This is a genomic window from Frankia nepalensis, assembly GCF_016786325.1.
GTDB lineage: Bacteria > Actinomycetota > Actinomycetes > Frankiales > Frankiaceae > Pseudofrankia > Pseudofrankia nepalensis.
Genome location: NZ_JADWYU010000085.1, coordinates 86,373 through 101,234, shown reverse-complemented (window position 1 = coordinate 101,234; position 14,862 = coordinate 86,373). Strand labels below are relative to the sequence as shown.

Here is a 14,862-nt window from a genome sequence, read left to right as displayed (position 1 = left end):
GTCCGGGCCGCTCGGCGCGACCCACTCGCCGCCGATGAACAGTTTTTCCTGTACCTGCATGGTGCTTCCTCCGGTGGGAGCGGGATGCGCTGGCGGGGTGGCGCACGATGGGGCGGGTTGCCCCGGCCTCGTCGTTGCTGGTTGGTGGTCGCCCGGACCCGTTCGACGAGCCCGGCGAGCGATGCCCGGTGCGGCACGTTGACGGCCAGGCGCATGTGAGCCGTGTCAACGAGCCGCCCGATCGCGCCGACATCGGGTTCTCTCTGGACGCAGCCTCGTCAGTGGCGTGTCGGCCAATGAACGGTTCCGGTGGCTCGAAGTGCTGGGCCTTCTCGATCGCGCCGGGGAGGAGAGCGAGGAGGGCGGAGCCATGTCAGCCGACAGACCGTCCGGTCGACTCGTTGCCAGCGCCGGCGACGAAGGTCATCACCTTGTCGCGGGTGGCGGTGCGGATGATGCTGTCCTCTTCCCCGAACTCAGCGGTGAGCAGCTTGGTCATCAGGCGCTCGCCGCCATGTTGGTCTCCGCATCCCTTCACGGCGCTGGCAAAAAAGTATACGGCGATGTAGATATACGGCAATGGCACTTGGGTATGGCCTCTGACCGACCCCCGCGTCCAAGCTGTGCTGACCGCGGTCCTCGTCTTCCGCCTGCTACCCCGCGGCTTCACCAATCGCGACCTGCGCGCCCACCTCGCGCCCTTGCTCGGCCGCGAGCCGAACGCGACCACCAGCGGACAGATGAGCTACGACATACGCCGGCTACGCCTGCACGGGATCATCGAACGTATCCCCGGCAGCCACCGCTACCAGCTCCCGCCCAAGCCCTCCGCTAGGCGACGCCGAGCAGTTGGTTCATCCGCTCGGGCGTGATCGGGTCACCGCACAGCGGCTTGGCGTCGAACAGCGGGACGAACGCCGTGCCCTCAGAGTTGACCCGGACGATGCTGTAGCAGGAGTTGGGCTCCCGGTAGTTCGTGCTCAGGTCGACGGGCTGGGGGATCAGGCCCCCGCCCTCGTACGTCGTCGCGGCGCGTAGCGCCGCGATGAACGCTTCCCGGGTCGGGCACTCGCCGGCGAGCTTCAGGCCCTCGACGAACAGGTCGGCGGAGACGTAGCCGTCGACGGCTATGTCCGTGGTCGCTGGCTGGATTTGCGGGGCGTAGATGTTCATCGCCTCGAGGAAGGTCTGCTGCTCCGGGGTGTTCGCCTGCCAGGGTTTGATCTGGTTGACGATGACCGCGTTCCGCAGGCTTGCTCCGTTCTCTTGGAGGACCTTGTCGTCGTAGCCCAGTACCAGTATGGGGGCCTTGAGCTCGACGCCCCGCTCGCGCAGCGCCGGGAGGATGTTGACGGCCGTGGCGGGCAGGACGGTGCCGGTGAGGGTGTCGATGTCGTTCGCCTTGATCTGGTCGGCGATGGCCTCGTAGTTGGTGATCGCCTCGGCGATGTTGTACGTCTTGACGATCTCGACGCCGGATTCCAGCAGGCTCGCGGCGAGCTGGCGGTTGAAGTCGGAGTTGGACTGGCTTCCCGAGATCGCGATCACCGCGGCTCGCGTACCGCCCAGTTCGCGGACGAGCTTGCCCCAGGCGGTGTTGGAGCCCTCGCCGAGGTAGTAGAAGGAGAACATGTTCCCGCGGTTCTCCCAGCCCGGGTCGCTGCCCATGCCCGTGACTGGGATGTTCTGCTCGGCCAGCCACTCGATCGACCCGCCGGAGCCCCCGGGGGCCATCATCATGCCGAAGACCCCCTCGTCCTCGACCAGCTCCCGGGCGACCCGCGCGTTGACCTGCCGGTCGGCCTGGTCGTCTCGCCAGGCATAGGTGATCCTGCGGCCGAAGATGCCGCCCTCCTTCTCGTTGGCGAGGCCGAGCCGGGCGTCGACCCCGCCGCGGAACGCGGCGAGGCTGGCCGCACCTTCGCCGGTGTCACTCCAGGTCAACCCGAGCTTGATCTCCTTGTCGGTGACGCCGGGCGCGGAGGCGTCGCAGGACACCCCGCCGGCCGTGCCCGAGCCGGCCTGGCCACAGGCGCTGAGGCCCATGGCGAGGGTGCTCGCGCTCGCGGCCAGCGCCGCGCCGCGCACTAATCGCTTCTGGAATAACCACATGACGTGGCTCCTTGGTTGTGATCACGAGGACATTCCTGAGGCACTTCCCACGCGTCGGGAGGGTATGCGCCGATAACGTCATAGCCTGGCGCCAAAGCAGAGTCGACAGGTATACGCGCGGAGGTGGCCCTCCTCGCTGACTCTTCCGTAGCGAACCGGATACTGGCGAACCTTCCATGAGACAGCGAAGAGGCGCTCCCGACAACTATTGGGAGCCCCCAAGCTCGCTGACCACGGAGATCGGCCGCCGTCGTCGCAGCGGCGTCCAGGTTGAGAACTCCAACTATTTGACCCTGGCGAGCGAAGTGCCTGCGCACGAACAGGACCAACCCCGCCGCCCCGCCGGTGGCGACCGTGACGCGACCCAACCTGTCCGTCCTCACTCCTGTCCGTCCTCACTCCTGTCCGCGACCGCTCCGTCGCGGAAGCCTGGTCGGTTCATGCGGATGCGTCCTACATGAACGTATCGCCTCATGCTATACGTTCGTGCAGCGATGTCCAGGGGACGAGGAGGCTGAGTGACCTCTACTGCCACCCGTACGACATCGGGATCGACGCCGACCCGCACCGCCTACTGGCTGCTACGGGACGACGCGCCTCTCTACTGCAACGAACGTCTCGACTTCTGGGTCTGGATCCGAGTCGATTCGACGATGTCGTCGCCGCTCTCAAGGACTCGAAGCGTCTGATCTTGGCGAGAGGCGATATCCTCGAGGTCGTCAAGGCGGCACCCGTCATGCTGCCGGGATTTTCATCAACGAGGACACGCCGCGACATGCCATTCACCGCTCCCTGGTCTCCCAGGTGCTTACGTCCAAGAGGATCAAGGAGCTCAAGGGGAAGAGGCGGCCTTTTGCGCTTGCGAAGGAGCTAGCCCGCCGGAGGCCCTTAATATAGATGGCAAGCTGAGGCCTGGGGGAGAGATTCGCGCGAGTCCCCACGGACTCGTCGCCCGGTATCCCTGAGTCGGTTTGCGGTCTGCCTGTCTGCTCGGAGATCCGGATACCCTAGTACCTATGGAGGATGGCCGGGTTGGGGAGCGGAATCTGAAGGTATACATCGAGGTGTCGAATCTTGCCAAATTCATTGAATTCGTAGACCGATAGTGAGTTGCTGGCGCGCACGTTGCCATCGAGGCGACTGCGTTCTTCGAGTTCTAGATATACCACCCCAGGCCGTTCGGTGAGGCGCTTGAATGAGCACTCCCAGTTGGTCGAGATTGCCCAGAGTGTGAGGAATTTGACGTAGTCTTGCCAGGTCATGGCTTCTTTGAAGTTGCCGACGCGTTCGAACTCGTCGACTGCGACAAGTTCGGCGAGCGGCGCCCAGCTCTCGACCGAGAAACCAGGCTCCTTCGCTCCGTCCAGTAAGCGCTTCACGGTCATGCTATATTCCAGCACTGTGCGGGCGTTCCCCGTGTATTCCCCAACGACGTCGCGCACTTCCCGTAGATCCATCAACTGATCCTCCATTCGATCGGCATCGTGCTTGGCTATGGAGTTCTAGGCCAAGTGGAGGCGTTTCCGCCCCACATCGCGCGGAGCGGTTTTGGGTCGGCCGTGGTCGGGGTTGAACCGATGGCGCCCGCGTCGCGCGGCGATCTAACCGGCTTCAGGGGCCGCTGGTCGAAAATCCGCGGGTAGACGGGCCTCGCCGGTGGCGACCTCAATCAGCCGGCGCCGATGAGGCAAGGCCGTGAAGGAGAATCTGCGGGCCGCCACTTGCTTTGGTCGGAGCCGATCTGGCCGGGGCTGACAGTGAGACCGGAACCTTCACGGAACCGCTGGCGGTCGGCCTCGGGCACGCCGAGCAGGTCGGCTGTGACGAGCATGGCGAACGGCTGGGCGTATGCCCCGATGAACTCACACCTGCCATCCGCGGTGAAATCGTCGAGCTGCTGGTCGGCCAGGCGCCAGATGGAGTCCTCGTTCTCCTGGAGTCGCTTGGGGGTGAGAAGCCGCATCAGCAGCCCTCGTTCGCGGGTGTGCGTGGGCGGGTCCATCGTGACCATGTGCTCTTTCAGTGGAAGACGGTCACGATATCGGTCGATGAGCTCGCTGACGTCCTCACCTTCGAGCGGAACCGGAAACGGCGCGAACGGCCCGACCGGAGAATTGCACGAGGAGAATCTCTCGGCGCCGCAGTATACCTCGATCGTCTCGTCGTAGCCGGTGACGGCGACTACCCCCAAGTGAGGTAACGGCAGCACCGGACTCACCGCGCGCAGCTCATCGAAGGAGGGGTACGGATTCTCAAGGAGTGACTCATTGCCGAAAAAGTCGACCGCCTTCCAGTCCGGCAACTCGCTCTCTCCCTTCGACCGTCATGACGCTTACCAGCCCTGCGCTGCGCGTCCCGGTCACGCCCGCATGCTATACGCTCGTACGAGAGCTTTATCTAGCACATGAGGGGTGGCTGCGTCAAGGTCTAGGTGTTTGAGTCTTCCTCCGGTTCGGTTGGGTCGTCACCTGCGAGGATCGTGTGCTCGCTGGAACCCCACTGTTGTCTAGTAGTGCGCATGTCCTATTCGGTTGACGAGTGCAAGCGCGGTGCGGACGTCGATCGGGAGTGCTCCTCGGAGGTGAGTAGGTGTCGGTCGGCGCGGATCCGGACGGTGCGGTACCGCCAGACGGCGCGGATGAACTCCTTGATCGAGCAGGCGGTGCGGTCGTGTCCTGCGGCTGCCGCCCGGGCCGGGACCCATAGGAGGCCGGCAGGAAGTCGGCCTCGACAGTCGGTTCCGGCATGAGCTTCAACGCCATCTGAGCCACCCGCCGGTGACTGTCGGAAACCAACCTGCGGGCCTTCCTCCACCCGCCGGTTCTCGGAACCAGCGGCTCACACACTGGCGGCGGGTAAAACGTCCCCGTCTTCGGCGCCGCGCGGGGTCCTCCAGGACCCGGGTTACCTCGAACCGGCCGACCTGAAGGGTGCAAGTATGCGGTTTCGCTGGTCGGGTGCTTGATCAGGCGGCTCGGTGATATTCGTGGAGGAGGCCGCCGAGGCGGTCGATGCGTCCGATCGGGCCGCTCGGTCCGCCGGGTGAGGTCGGCAGGTCGGGGATGCCGAGGTCGAGGCCGCGGTGGGGCCGGGCCGTGTTGTAGTGCTCGACGTAGATCGACAGGACCTGTTCCGCGTGGCGTCGGTTCCAGATCAGGATCCAGTCGAGGCACTCGGCGCGCACGGTGCGGACCCAGCGTTCGGCGAAGGCGTTCGCGCGCGGAGCCTGGATCGGTGTCTTGAGGATGCGGATGCCTTCGTCGGCGAAGACGTCGTCGAAGCCGGCGACGAACTTGGCGTCCCGATCGCGGATCAAGAACTTGTACGGCCCGCTCTCGCCGAGCTGGTAGGTGAGGTTTCTGGCCTGCTGGGTGACCCAGGCGGCGGTCGGGTGTTCGGTGACGCCGGCGAGCCAGACGTGGCGGCGGTCGAGTCCGACGAAGAACAGCACGTACAGCCTGGCTAGGGTGACGGTGTCGATCGTGAAGAAGTCGCAGGCCAGCACGCCGCGGGCCTGGGCGCGCAGGAACTGCGACCAGCTCGGCCCGGAACCACGTCGGGGTGCCGGGCCCAAGCCGTGACGCCGGAGGATGGTGCGCACCGAGGTGGCTGACACCTGGACCTGCAGCTTGCGGCACTCCCCGACGATGCGCAGGTAGCCCCATCGCGGGTTCTCCCGGGCCAGGCGGAGCACCAGCTGCACCGTCGCCCCCTCGAGCCGGCGACCACGACGCGGCGGCGGATAGGTCCACCGGCGGCGGACCATGTCGCGGTGCCAACGCAGCAGCGTCGCCGGGGTCACGAGGAAGGCCGACCAACGAGGACGCGGCAGGAGCCGAGCCAGGATGGCCAGCAGCCTCCGATCGGACGGGGTAAACCGCGGCCGGGCGACCTGGCGATGCAACACCGCCAACTGATGGCGCAGCACAGCGATCTCGATGTCCTTCTCGTCCGGCCGGCCACCGAGACCGGCCGCCCCGAGCAGCCTTCGGACCAGTAGGAACACGACCGTCGACACCATGGCCCCATGATCCTGGAAGCGCTGTTCGCCCAGCTCACAGCCCTGACCGTCCAGTTGCACCCCACAAGGTCGTGCGCGGTCCCCAACAGATCGTGTGGCGCGGCCCAGACGCTTCCTGGTCCTGCCCTTCCTACTGGGAGGGCAGCCCGCATCGCGACGACTGCCTGGTCGAGGTGCCAGGCAAGGTCCAACGCCGGATTCGACGACCCGGCCCCACGACCGAGGAAACGAGCATGCCTACCGGCCAGCGCGAGTACCCCGAGCAACTCGGCGGCGTCGCGGAAGACCTCCTCCGCCCTCGCCGGCGACGGGGCTGCGGCGGCCGCCGCGGCCTGGGCGCAGGCGGTCTCGGCGAGCTGGCCGTAGGTCAGCGGATCAGCCATCGCCCAGCGCCGTCAACGCCATCCGGGTGTGGATCACCGCCCGAGCCGCCGGCATCGGCTCCGGCTCCGTCTCGACGCAGGGATACAGCGTCTCGACTGCGGCGCGCAGCACCTGCCGGACGTCCTCCCAGCCCACCGGTTCGGCACGGGCGCCGGACGAGGGGGTGGGGGGTGGCGCCTCGCGTACCCCGGCGAACTCCAACTCCGCGACCGCCCAGGTGATCTCGGTGCGGGCCGTCCGCGCCCGCCGGTCGCCCGCCAGCGGATCGAACAGCAGCCCGGCCAGCGCGTGGTAGAGCAGCCCAAGCCCCGCCGCCAACCCCGGTTGAACAGCCTCGAGCCGTGCCGCCGCCACGCCCCGCCACCGCACCGGATCCACCCCATACGACGGATCCAGCTCACCCGTCGGCCCCGCCCCGGACTGTGTCGTCTCCCCGTTCATCGCTCCTCCTCGCACGGCCTTGATCAGACAGGTCCAGCGCACCACGACGCCCGGACAAGGGCCAGCGCGGCGACGGTGCTGTGGATAACCCTGGACGGCCCGAACACCGCACCGGCCCTCGCGCGACACATCGCCAAGGCCATCCACTGGTTCGATCCACGGGCGATCGCAGGAGATGGCTGTAGGTTCCCCGGCTGATCTAGCAATTCCCGGCGATCTTTAGCACCTCCCGGACAGTTGCCAGTACACCGAGCCCCGAGGAACACGGGCGGCCGCTGTCACAGCGCGGACTCCCGCACGGCACGCACGCTCCGCGGCTTCGGGCGCCGCTCAGGTGGCGCAAAATGGACAGGTGGCGAAGGGGGCGCACCTGAACCCGGTCGTCGCTGTGGCGGCGCGGCGGTACCGGCGCCGCCGGGTCGCGGTCCCGATCGTGGGACAGATCGTGCTGATGCTGCCCGCGCTCGGATGCACGCTCGCCTGGCTGCCCTCACTGATCCACGAGCTGGTCCGGCTAGGGACCGTCGCCGGCCTGGCGACGGTCGGTGGCGGCGCGGGAAACGCGTTCTACCGCGACCGGGCAGCCTGATGGCTGGACCGGGCGCCGCTGGCACGCCCCGCGATGCGTATCGCCTACCACGCCCTCGCGCTGCAGACGATGATGCGCAACCCGGACCTGACCGCGCTGGAACGCCAGGACCACGCCACCCGCACGCTCACCCTCCTCGCGGATGCGGCCCGGCGCCTCGCACATGGCTACGGCGACACGGCCACCGGCACCCTCGCACGGAACTACGCCGCCACCGCCGCCACCGCCGCGCGCCAGCACCTGGAGGCTGGCTTGGACGCGCATGCGCGCCTCGTCCGCTGGACGCCCTCCCGGACGTCGCCGTCCAGCTGGATCGCGCGATGAACACAGCGCTCGACCTCGCCACCTTCGCGCTCGCCCCCGCGAGCGGTACCACACCCAAGCGCTAGGCCGGACACTCCTGACTGCCCCCGCCGTCGACGATCCACCGCGTCGATCGCGATGGGCCGTCGAGGACCTGCCCGACCTTTCACCGCATCCGCCGCCAGGACCCGTGGCTGGGCGACCGACCGCATGCTGATCTTCAGCGAACAGCGTCCGCGAGCCGTCCTGTCGAATACATGGCCCACTACAACGGACGACACCCCCACCGCAGCTGCGGTCTTGGGCCACCATGGCCCGACCACCTCATCGCCGACCTGACCAAGGCACGGATCGAGCGTCGCCCGGTCCTCGGCGGCCTGATCAGCGACTACTAACGAGCCCCATCAAAGCCCAGGCCAACGCAGGTGGCCGAGTTCTGAAACCCAACAGGCGGTGTGTCGTCTCTCGATCATGCCTCTGCCGCCGATGCGAGCCGTGGCATCGATGCGAGTGACAGAACCACGGCACGCTCTTCGACCATCTGCTCCGGTCAACCGGACAGCGCGCCGCGGAGGCCGTGGCGGACGCGATCCCACGCCGCGTGCAGGATCTCACCCACATCTCACCCACAACGATCAAGAAACAGAAAGGCCGGCACTGGGCCGGCCCAAACCTGCTGGTACATAAGAACTTTCCGGGTGCGCCGCCAGGGACTTGAACCCCGAACCCGCGGATTAAGAGTCCGCTGCTCTGCCAATTGAGCTAGCGGCGCATTAAATTGTGCTGCCTTAGGTGTTGCAGTCGTTCGCGTCTCCGCGTCGATGTGGACGACTGTACCAGCTCCGAGCCCGGTCGGGTGGGGCGGGGGCACTCGGTTCGCGCAACGCCGGCCACAGCAGTCTGCGCCGAATCGTCCCGTTATGTCACCGCCTCCACCGCCCGGTACCCGACTCGTCGCCGGGGAGGGAAGCGACACGACCGGCCGGGTGCGTGTCGCACCCGGCCGGTCGGACGTACCGAGCCGCCGTAGCCGTAGCCGTAGCCGTAGCCGTCGGCGGCGGGCCTCACCTCGTCACGGCATCGTCGTCACGAGTGTCGCGGTCAGTAACGCCGTGGCGAGGAGTCGACGCCGGGCATCTCCTCCATCCGGCCGGCGGTGGCGTCCGAGGCGATCTCCTCGTCCATCGATGCCGGGAAGCTGGTACCGGTCGTGGACGAGGCCGGTGCCGACGGAGTGGCCGTCGTCGACGGCCGAGGACCGGACGTGCCGGCACCGGCTGACGTCCCTGTGCTGGTGGTCACCGGGGGCGTCGAGGGGGTCAGGTCGTCCTCGTGGCCGGGGCTTGTCGGCGCGTCCGCCTTGCCCTGCTGGCCGGAGCCGGCGAGGTACCTGCGGGCCGCGACGGTCCCCGCCGCGCCGCCACCCAGCAGCAGCATCGTGACCATGCCGCGACGGCGGCGCCGGTGTACCCGGGCCAGCTTCCGTTCGGCCTTGGCCAGCCGGTTCTCCAGCACCTGCTGGGCTTTGTCGGCCCGCTCCCGGGCCTTGCGCTCGGACCGGATGGCACGGCCAGACCTGGCCTTCTCGACCCGAAGCTCGGTGGCGGCGAGCGCGCGTTCGGCCGAGAGCTCCGCCGCGCCGCGTGCCTTCTCAACCCGCCGGGCGGTGCGGCCGGACGCGGCCGCGGCCTTGGATGCCGTCTTGGACGCCGTCCGGGCCGGGACCTTCGCCGCCTTGCCGGCCTGTCGGCTGACCGAGTCGACGCCGGCGCTCGTGGTGTCCGCCACCTTGCTGGCCAGCGCGCTGCCGGCGTCGCGGGTGGCGGTCGCGGCGGTGTGCCCCGCCCGGGCCGCCCCATGGCCGGCCTTGGCCGCGGCGTCAGCGACGGCGTGCCCGGCCCGGTCGGCGGCGTGTCCTGCCCGGTCGGCGACGGAGCGGGCCGCGTCGGGGATCTCGCTCACCGGGACGGCGTCAGTGACGTGCGAGAGCCGGTCCTTGATCGTGGTACTCATCGGTCTCCCTTCGTGGCGTGCCCCGAGCAGTGGAGTCGGCGCGGGGTCGGGGCGGGTGACCCCGCCGCTGGCCTCCAAGATCTGACGACCTTGCCGTACCCTCCGTCGCGGCCAACCAACATTCCCACTCTCCGTGTTGTGGCACTCACTCTCGTGCCGCGTTGGTCGCCCTACCCGGCCAACCACCAGTTTTCCCCGCCGACCGCCAGGCCATCACCATCGATCCAGCAACGAAACGTGACTGGTCCATCGCGTCGCGATTACACCTCAGGGCCGGTGAGCCGCCCGTCCGTCGCGGCGGCACGTGCCGCCGGCGGCCCGCGCGCAAAGGGCCCGCTCCAAGGGGGACCGCCAGTCGGTGGGGTCCAGGAGTCCGTCGAGACCAGTAGTCGAGACCAGTAGTCAGGCAGGTCCGGTGGTCGCGGGTCCGCTGGGAGTCGTTCCAGCGAGATCGTTCGTCATCGGTGATGCGCCGGAGCCTGGCGCCGGAGCCTGGCGCCGGAGCCTGGGTACGAGGGGTTGATCGCCTCGACGGGTGGCCGCGCGGACCGCTCAGGGTTTCGACGAGAAGGTTCGGGGTGTCTGGACGGCCAGGAGGCACAGGTCGTCCTCCCGTTCGGCCGGGCCGGCGACGTGGGTGAGGATGCGGTCACAGAGGTCGGCGAGACCGTCGCGTTCGCGCGGCATGTGGTCGGCGGCGACGTTCGCGAGGGTGCTGAGCCGCTCGGTGATCGAGATGCGCCGGCGTTCGACGAGTCCGTCGGTGTAGAGGATGAGCCGCGAGTCCGGCGGCAGTCTCAGGTCGGTCTGGCCGTAGGAGAGCGCCGGATCGGCGCCGAGCAGCGGGCCGTGCACGTCGTCGAGGTAGTCGGCGTCGCCGCCGGCGATCAGCAGCGGCGGGGGGTGGCCGGCGCAGGACCACGTCAGCCGGTGGGTGACCGGGTCGAGCTGGGTGACGATGGCGGTCGCCGTGGTGCCATCCGGGTCAGGGGCGAGATTCGCGGACAGCTGGGTGGTGATGCCCGCCGGTGAGAAGCCGGCGAGCGCGTAGGCGCGGGCGGCGTGGCGCAGCTCCGCCATCGCGGCCACGGCGGGCAGGCCGTGCCCGGCGACGTCGCCGACCACCAGCAGGATCCCGCCGCCGGGCAGCACTCCCGCGTCATACCAGTCGCCGCCGACCCCGGCATCGCCGGCCGCCGGCAGGTAGCGGGCGACGAGGTCGATGCCGGGCAGGTCGGGCAGGGTCCGCGGCAGGATCGCGCGTTGCAGCATCTCGACCATCGTGTGCCGCCACGTGACGTCGACGACGACGCCGATCACCCGGGTGGCCTGGCCGGCCGCGCTGGACACGATCCGCCCCAGTCCCTGGATCCACACCTGGGACCCGTCCGGCCGGTTCACCCGGTACTCCGCCAGGTACGACCCGCGTTCCGTGACCGCCGTGTCGACGGCGGCCTGGACCCGTGGGAGATCGTCCGGGTGGATCGTGGCGAAGAAGGCCTCCATCGACTCGCCGAAGGCGTCCAGGTCGACACCGTGCAGCTCGGCGGTGCGGCGGTCCCAGGTCAGGCGCCCGGAGACGATGTCGCGGTCCCACATCCCGACCTCGGCGTCCGCGCGCGCGATGTCCCCGGCCTCGGCCAACGCCCACCCCCGCCCGAGCCCCGTCGCCTCCACCCGGTTCACCATCGCGCCTGCCTCTCTGCGCGCGTCCTGATCCCTTGCCGTGGTCCTCGGCGGGCGCGCGCCGGTCACCGGCCGTCTCCGGACGCTGGGCGCATCCGCGCGCCGCGCTCAGCCGTCCTGCCGGCACGCGGCGCGGCGAGCGTGGAGGCGGGGCGGCCGGGCACGGCCTGGCGCCCGTCGGCCGGCATGGTCTCGGGCCATACCGCCACGGACCACCTGGCCACGGACGTCATCGCCACGGACCACCGGTCGTCCTGGATTTCTCGGGCCACGCCGACCGCTCCTGCCTCCGCAGTTCAGCGTAGGGCTCGCGGCGCGTCCCGGCCTGGGCCAAGCGCGCCGGAGGTGGCTTCTGCCCGGCGCCTGCCGACCACCGCGACGTCAGGCGGTGGGATGGGGTGGCCGGCGGGCGCCGGGCGCCGGGTGTCGGGTGTCGGGTGTCGGGTCGAGGGGGTTGGTCACGCTCGGGGCGTCAGGCGCGGCCGGTGCTGGCGGCCTTCGCGGCGCGCTTGGCCCGCCGGGTGGCGATCGCGCAGCGCAGCAGGAATGCCGGCGTCGGCGGGATCCAGCCGGCCTGCATAGCCAGCCCCTGGTCGTCGCGCACCGCCCAGTGCTCGACGACCACGCCGTCGCGGAACCGCAGGAAGTGCGCGTGGTTGACGGTGAACGAGCGGCCGGTGGGCGCGAAGGCGCGTTCGACCTCGCCGTTCGGCGTCCACACCACCAGCTCGCCAGTGTGCCGGCCCGACATGGTGCCGTGGGTCACGACGAGATCTCCCTCGACCACGATCTCCTCGATCGTGAAGGACATGTCCGAGAACGCCGTGCGCAGCCAGTGAGCGGTGGCGAGGAACGCCTTGGGGCCTAGCCCGCGAGCGGCGGGTGGCTCCCTCAGCGCCTCGCGGTTGACGGCCTGGGGATGGGTGAGCGCGATGAAGTCGTCGAGGTCGCCGTCGATCATCGCCCGGATGTGGCGGACCGTCACGTCGACCAGCACGCCGCGGTCGAGCCCCGGGGTCGCCGGCCGGGGCGCCCGGACGATGACGGGGGTGGCCGCCGGGGCGGTCGCGGCGGCCGAAGCGCCGGTGGGGGTGGTCGAGTTCCACGAGGCGGTGGTGACCATGGCCATGAGGTGATCTCCTCGTCGTCTATTCGGTACAGCTCGCTGTATCCAAGAATGACAGTAGGCTGTATCGAATTCCATGGTCATCGGACCTCGAGGTGGGTCGCGTGTACGACAACCGGTCACGCCGGGCGGCCGCGGGACAGACCCGGCAGCGTGTCCTGGCCGCTGCCCGCGAGTCTTTCCTGACTCATGGTTATGCCGGGACCACGATCCGGGCGGTCGCGGCGGCGGCCGGCGTCTCGCAGGAAACCGTCTACAAGCGTTTCGGGGGAAAGGCCGGCCTGCTCAAGGCGGTGTACGACGTCACCCTCGCTGGTGACGACGAGCCGATCAGCTTCGCGGACCGACCGGAGGCGCGGGCGATGCGGGCGGCGAGCGGCGCCCGGGACTCGGCCCGGGCGTACGCGGCGATGGCCGCCGGCGTGGCCGGCCGCATCGGCCAGCTGCTCGACATCGTGCTCAACATCCGCGGCGGCGACCCGGAGCTCGAGGCGTTCGCGGCACGGATCGACCAGGAACGGCTGCTGGGGGCGACGGCCGCGGTCAGTCACTGGTCGAGCCTCGGCCTGCTCCGGGACGACCTGTCCGTGGACGCGGCCCGTGACGTGGTCTGGATGCTCATCTCACCGGCCGTCGACGGCATGCTGCGCCAGCGCGGCTGGAGCCGCGCCGACTACCAGGAATGGCTGGCCCGCACGTTGCTGGCGACCGTGCTGCGCGACGAGGTCACCGCCACGGCGAGCGACGCCCCGAGCTGATGCCGGTCACCGCGGCTGACCGGGTGGTTGCGCCCCCAGCCGCGCTGTCCGCCTGCTGGGGGCAGGACGGGTGATCGGCTCAGCGGGCAGCCCGGACAACGTGCGCTACCTGCTCGACGAGCTCGGATTCGACGCGGCCTTCGACAGTCACGACGGGCAGCTTGTGGAGCGGCCGCGACACGCGGCGCCGGACGGGATCGACGTCTACTTCGACAACGTCGGCGGGCCGCGGACGCGTGATCAGTTGAACGCGGGGCACACCAGCACAGGGAATGTCAGCCCGCAGTAGCTCTCGCGGGCGACCTTCCAGCCGTCGGCCAGACCCATCATCCGCGCCGATGTGGTGACAGGACCGCCGGCCACGTGCCGGCCGATCGCGCCGACGCCCGGGTCGCCATGCTCGGCGACGACGTCGACGAGGATGCCGACCAGTTCGGCCGAGCTGGTGCCGAGCCACACGACCTCGCTGGCCGGGTCGAACCCGGCGACGGTCAACCCGCGCACCGCGGCGGGGTGGGCGACGAGCGCCGCGTCGAACGCGGGCCCGACGACGTCGATCTCGGTGACGGCGTCGAGCATGCCCTCGCCGAGGGAGCCGTCGAGAGCGGTCTGGACGGAGGCGCGGATCCGCGCCGCGGCGTCGTCGGGCGCGGACGGGCCGGTGGGCCGGGCGCCGACGGTCATGCTCTCGGCGATCCGCAGGACCGCGTCCCGGTCCGGTCCGGTGACCTTGACGCCCACCTGGTCGCCGGCCGTCTCGACCCGCCAGTAGACGCTGTGATCGACGACCTCGGCCGGCGGGGGTTTGTCACCGGTCCAGCTGCCCGGCGCGGTGTTGACGGTCCGGGTGAGCAGCGCCGGCCCGCCGCCCACCGTCGCCTGCTCGTAGGCACGGGTGAGCGTCCCCGCCGCGGCGGCGACCTCGGCGTCCAGATGGGCCCGCCAGGCGTCGACGTCGGGCACGGCGCCGCCGGGTTCGCGGGTGCGCAGCACCTCGACCTCGTGGGCGGCGTAGGGGTCGAGGGCCGAGCCGCCGGCGTCCAGCTCCCGCCGGATGTCGACGCCGGCGTGGAAGGACGCGGTCTGCCGGTACCAGGAGCCCGGGAACCCGTACAGGTTCTCCCGGGCGTCGAACGTGTCCCAGCTGAGCGCGACGCCGTCGGGCAGCCAGCCGACCTTCGCGCCGTAGACGACGGCGAGCACGTCGCCGGAGCCCGGCGTCGGCGGGCCGGTGGCGGTCACGTCGAGGGTGCCCGACGCCGCCGCGGAGGGGTTCACGGCTGGGTCGGCCGTGCTGCCGCAGGCCGTGACGGTGAGCGCGACCGCGAGCGCGCAGGTCAGGGTGAGTTTGCTCCTGGTCCGCACGGCCCCGGACCGTAACCCGCCGCGCCCACCGCCGACCCCGGCCTGTCGGCTTCCCGTCCACGAC

Annotated in this window: 14 protein-coding genes, 1 tRNA gene and 1 pseudogene; 5 read left to right on the top strand and 11 right to left on the bottom strand. The window is 69.8% G+C overall.

Annotated features, from left to right (window positions below; genetic code table 11):
* Positions 1 to 373: 373 nt before the first annotated feature.
* From I6A81_RS44700 to I6A81_RS05110, 6 genes and pseudogenes are all read right to left on the bottom strand, one after another.
* Entirely contained in the window at positions 374 to 499 is a 126-nt protein-coding gene (locus tag I6A81_RS44700) for a hypothetical protein (RefSeq protein ID WP_285222826.1), read from the bottom strand.
* A gap of 332 nt (positions 500 to 831) precedes the next feature.
* Entirely contained in the window at positions 832 to 2,112 is a 1,281-nt protein-coding gene (locus I6A81_RS05130) for an ABC transporter substrate-binding protein (RefSeq protein ID WP_203007411.1), read from the bottom strand.
* Positions 2,113 to 3,119: 1,007 nt separating this feature from the next.
* Positions 3,120 to 3,584, bottom strand: a complete 465-nt coding sequence (locus I6A81_RS05125) for a hypothetical protein (protein WP_238430956.1) — start codon at positions 3,582 to 3,584, stop codon at positions 3,120 to 3,122.
* Positions 3,585 to 3,844: 260 nt separating this feature from the next.
* Positions 3,845 to 4,414 (bottom strand): annotated as a pseudogene (locus tag I6A81_RS05120) (cytochrome P450); the annotation flags it as partial.
* A gap of 663 nt (positions 4,415 to 5,077) precedes the next feature.
* The gene (locus I6A81_RS05115; protein WP_238430955.1) at positions 5,078 to 6,133 is read right to left on the bottom strand and encodes an integrase core domain-containing protein; all 1,056 of its coding nucleotides are present in this window, start codon (positions 6,131 to 6,133) and stop codon (positions 5,078 to 5,080) included.
* A gap of 375 nt (positions 6,134 to 6,508) precedes the next feature.
* The gene (locus I6A81_RS05110; RefSeq protein WP_203007410.1) at positions 6,509 to 6,958 is read right to left on the bottom strand and encodes a hypothetical protein; all 450 of its coding nucleotides are present in this window, start codon (positions 6,956 to 6,958) and stop codon (positions 6,509 to 6,511) included.
* Between the two features lie 352 nt (positions 6,959 to 7,310).
* Here I6A81_RS05110 and I6A81_RS05105 point away from each other — a divergent pair, with 352 nt between their 5' ends.
* From I6A81_RS05105 to I6A81_RS05095, 3 genes are all read left to right on the top strand, one after another.
* The gene (locus I6A81_RS05105; RefSeq protein WP_203007409.1) at positions 7,311 to 7,547 is read left to right on the top strand and encodes a hypothetical protein; all 237 of its coding nucleotides are present in this window, start codon (positions 7,311 to 7,313) and stop codon (positions 7,545 to 7,547) included.
* Between the two features lie 33 nt (positions 7,548 to 7,580).
* Positions 7,581 to 7,871 carry a hypothetical protein gene (locus I6A81_RS05100; RefSeq protein WP_203007408.1) on the top strand — a complete coding sequence of 97 codons (291 nt, stop codon included), beginning with the start codon at positions 7,581 to 7,583 and terminating at the stop codon, positions 7,869 to 7,871.
* A gap of 236 nt (positions 7,872 to 8,107) precedes the next feature.
* Positions 8,108 to 8,245, top strand: coding sequence for a hypothetical protein (locus I6A81_RS05095; RefSeq protein WP_238430954.1), 138 nt, complete (start codon positions 8,108 to 8,110; stop codon positions 8,243 to 8,245).
* Between the two features lie 304 nt (positions 8,246 to 8,549).
* On the opposite strand, the gene I6A81_RS05090 is transcribed toward I6A81_RS05095, so the two are convergent.
* The 4 genes from I6A81_RS05090 to I6A81_RS05075 form a co-directional block, all read right to left on the bottom strand.
* Positions 8,550 to 8,622, bottom strand: a tRNA-Lys gene (locus I6A81_RS05090).
* Positions 8,623 to 8,951: 329 nt separating this feature from the next.
* On the bottom strand, positions 8,952 to 9,863 hold the full coding sequence (locus tag I6A81_RS05085; protein WP_202999505.1) for a hypothetical protein: 912 nt from the start codon (positions 9,861 to 9,863) through the stop codon (positions 8,952 to 8,954).
* Positions 9,864 to 10,415: 552 nt separating this feature from the next.
* Positions 10,416 to 11,540, bottom strand: a complete 1,125-nt coding sequence (locus I6A81_RS05080) for a SpoIIE family protein phosphatase (protein WP_202999504.1) — start codon at positions 11,538 to 11,540, stop codon at positions 10,416 to 10,418.
* A 481-nt stretch (positions 11,541 to 12,021) separates the two neighbouring features.
* Positions 12,022 to 12,678, bottom strand: a complete 657-nt coding sequence (locus I6A81_RS05075; RefSeq protein ID WP_238428164.1) for an ester cyclase — start codon at positions 12,676 to 12,678, stop codon at positions 12,022 to 12,024.
* 101 nt (positions 12,679 to 12,779) lie between these two features.
* On the opposite strand from I6A81_RS05075, the gene I6A81_RS05070 reads away from it, so the two are divergent.
* On the top strand, positions 12,780 to 13,433 hold the full coding sequence (locus I6A81_RS05070) for a TetR/AcrR family transcriptional regulator (protein ID WP_307874484.1): 654 nt from the start codon (positions 12,780 to 12,782) through the stop codon (positions 13,431 to 13,433).
* A gap of 70 nt (positions 13,434 to 13,503) precedes the next feature.
* On the top strand, positions 13,504 to 13,722 hold the full coding sequence (locus I6A81_RS05065) for a hypothetical protein (protein WP_407661249.1): 219 nt from the start codon (positions 13,504 to 13,506) through the stop codon (positions 13,720 to 13,722).
* Here I6A81_RS05065 and I6A81_RS05060 read toward each other — a convergent pair.
* Positions 13,674 to 14,798 (bottom strand): hypothetical protein, encoded by a 1,125-nt coding sequence (locus I6A81_RS05060; RefSeq protein WP_202999502.1) that lies wholly within the window; start codon positions 14,796 to 14,798, stop codon positions 13,674 to 13,676. The two genes, I6A81_RS05065 and I6A81_RS05060, sit on opposite strands and share 49 nt — an antisense overlap.
* Positions 14,799 to 14,862: the final 64 nt, after the last annotated feature.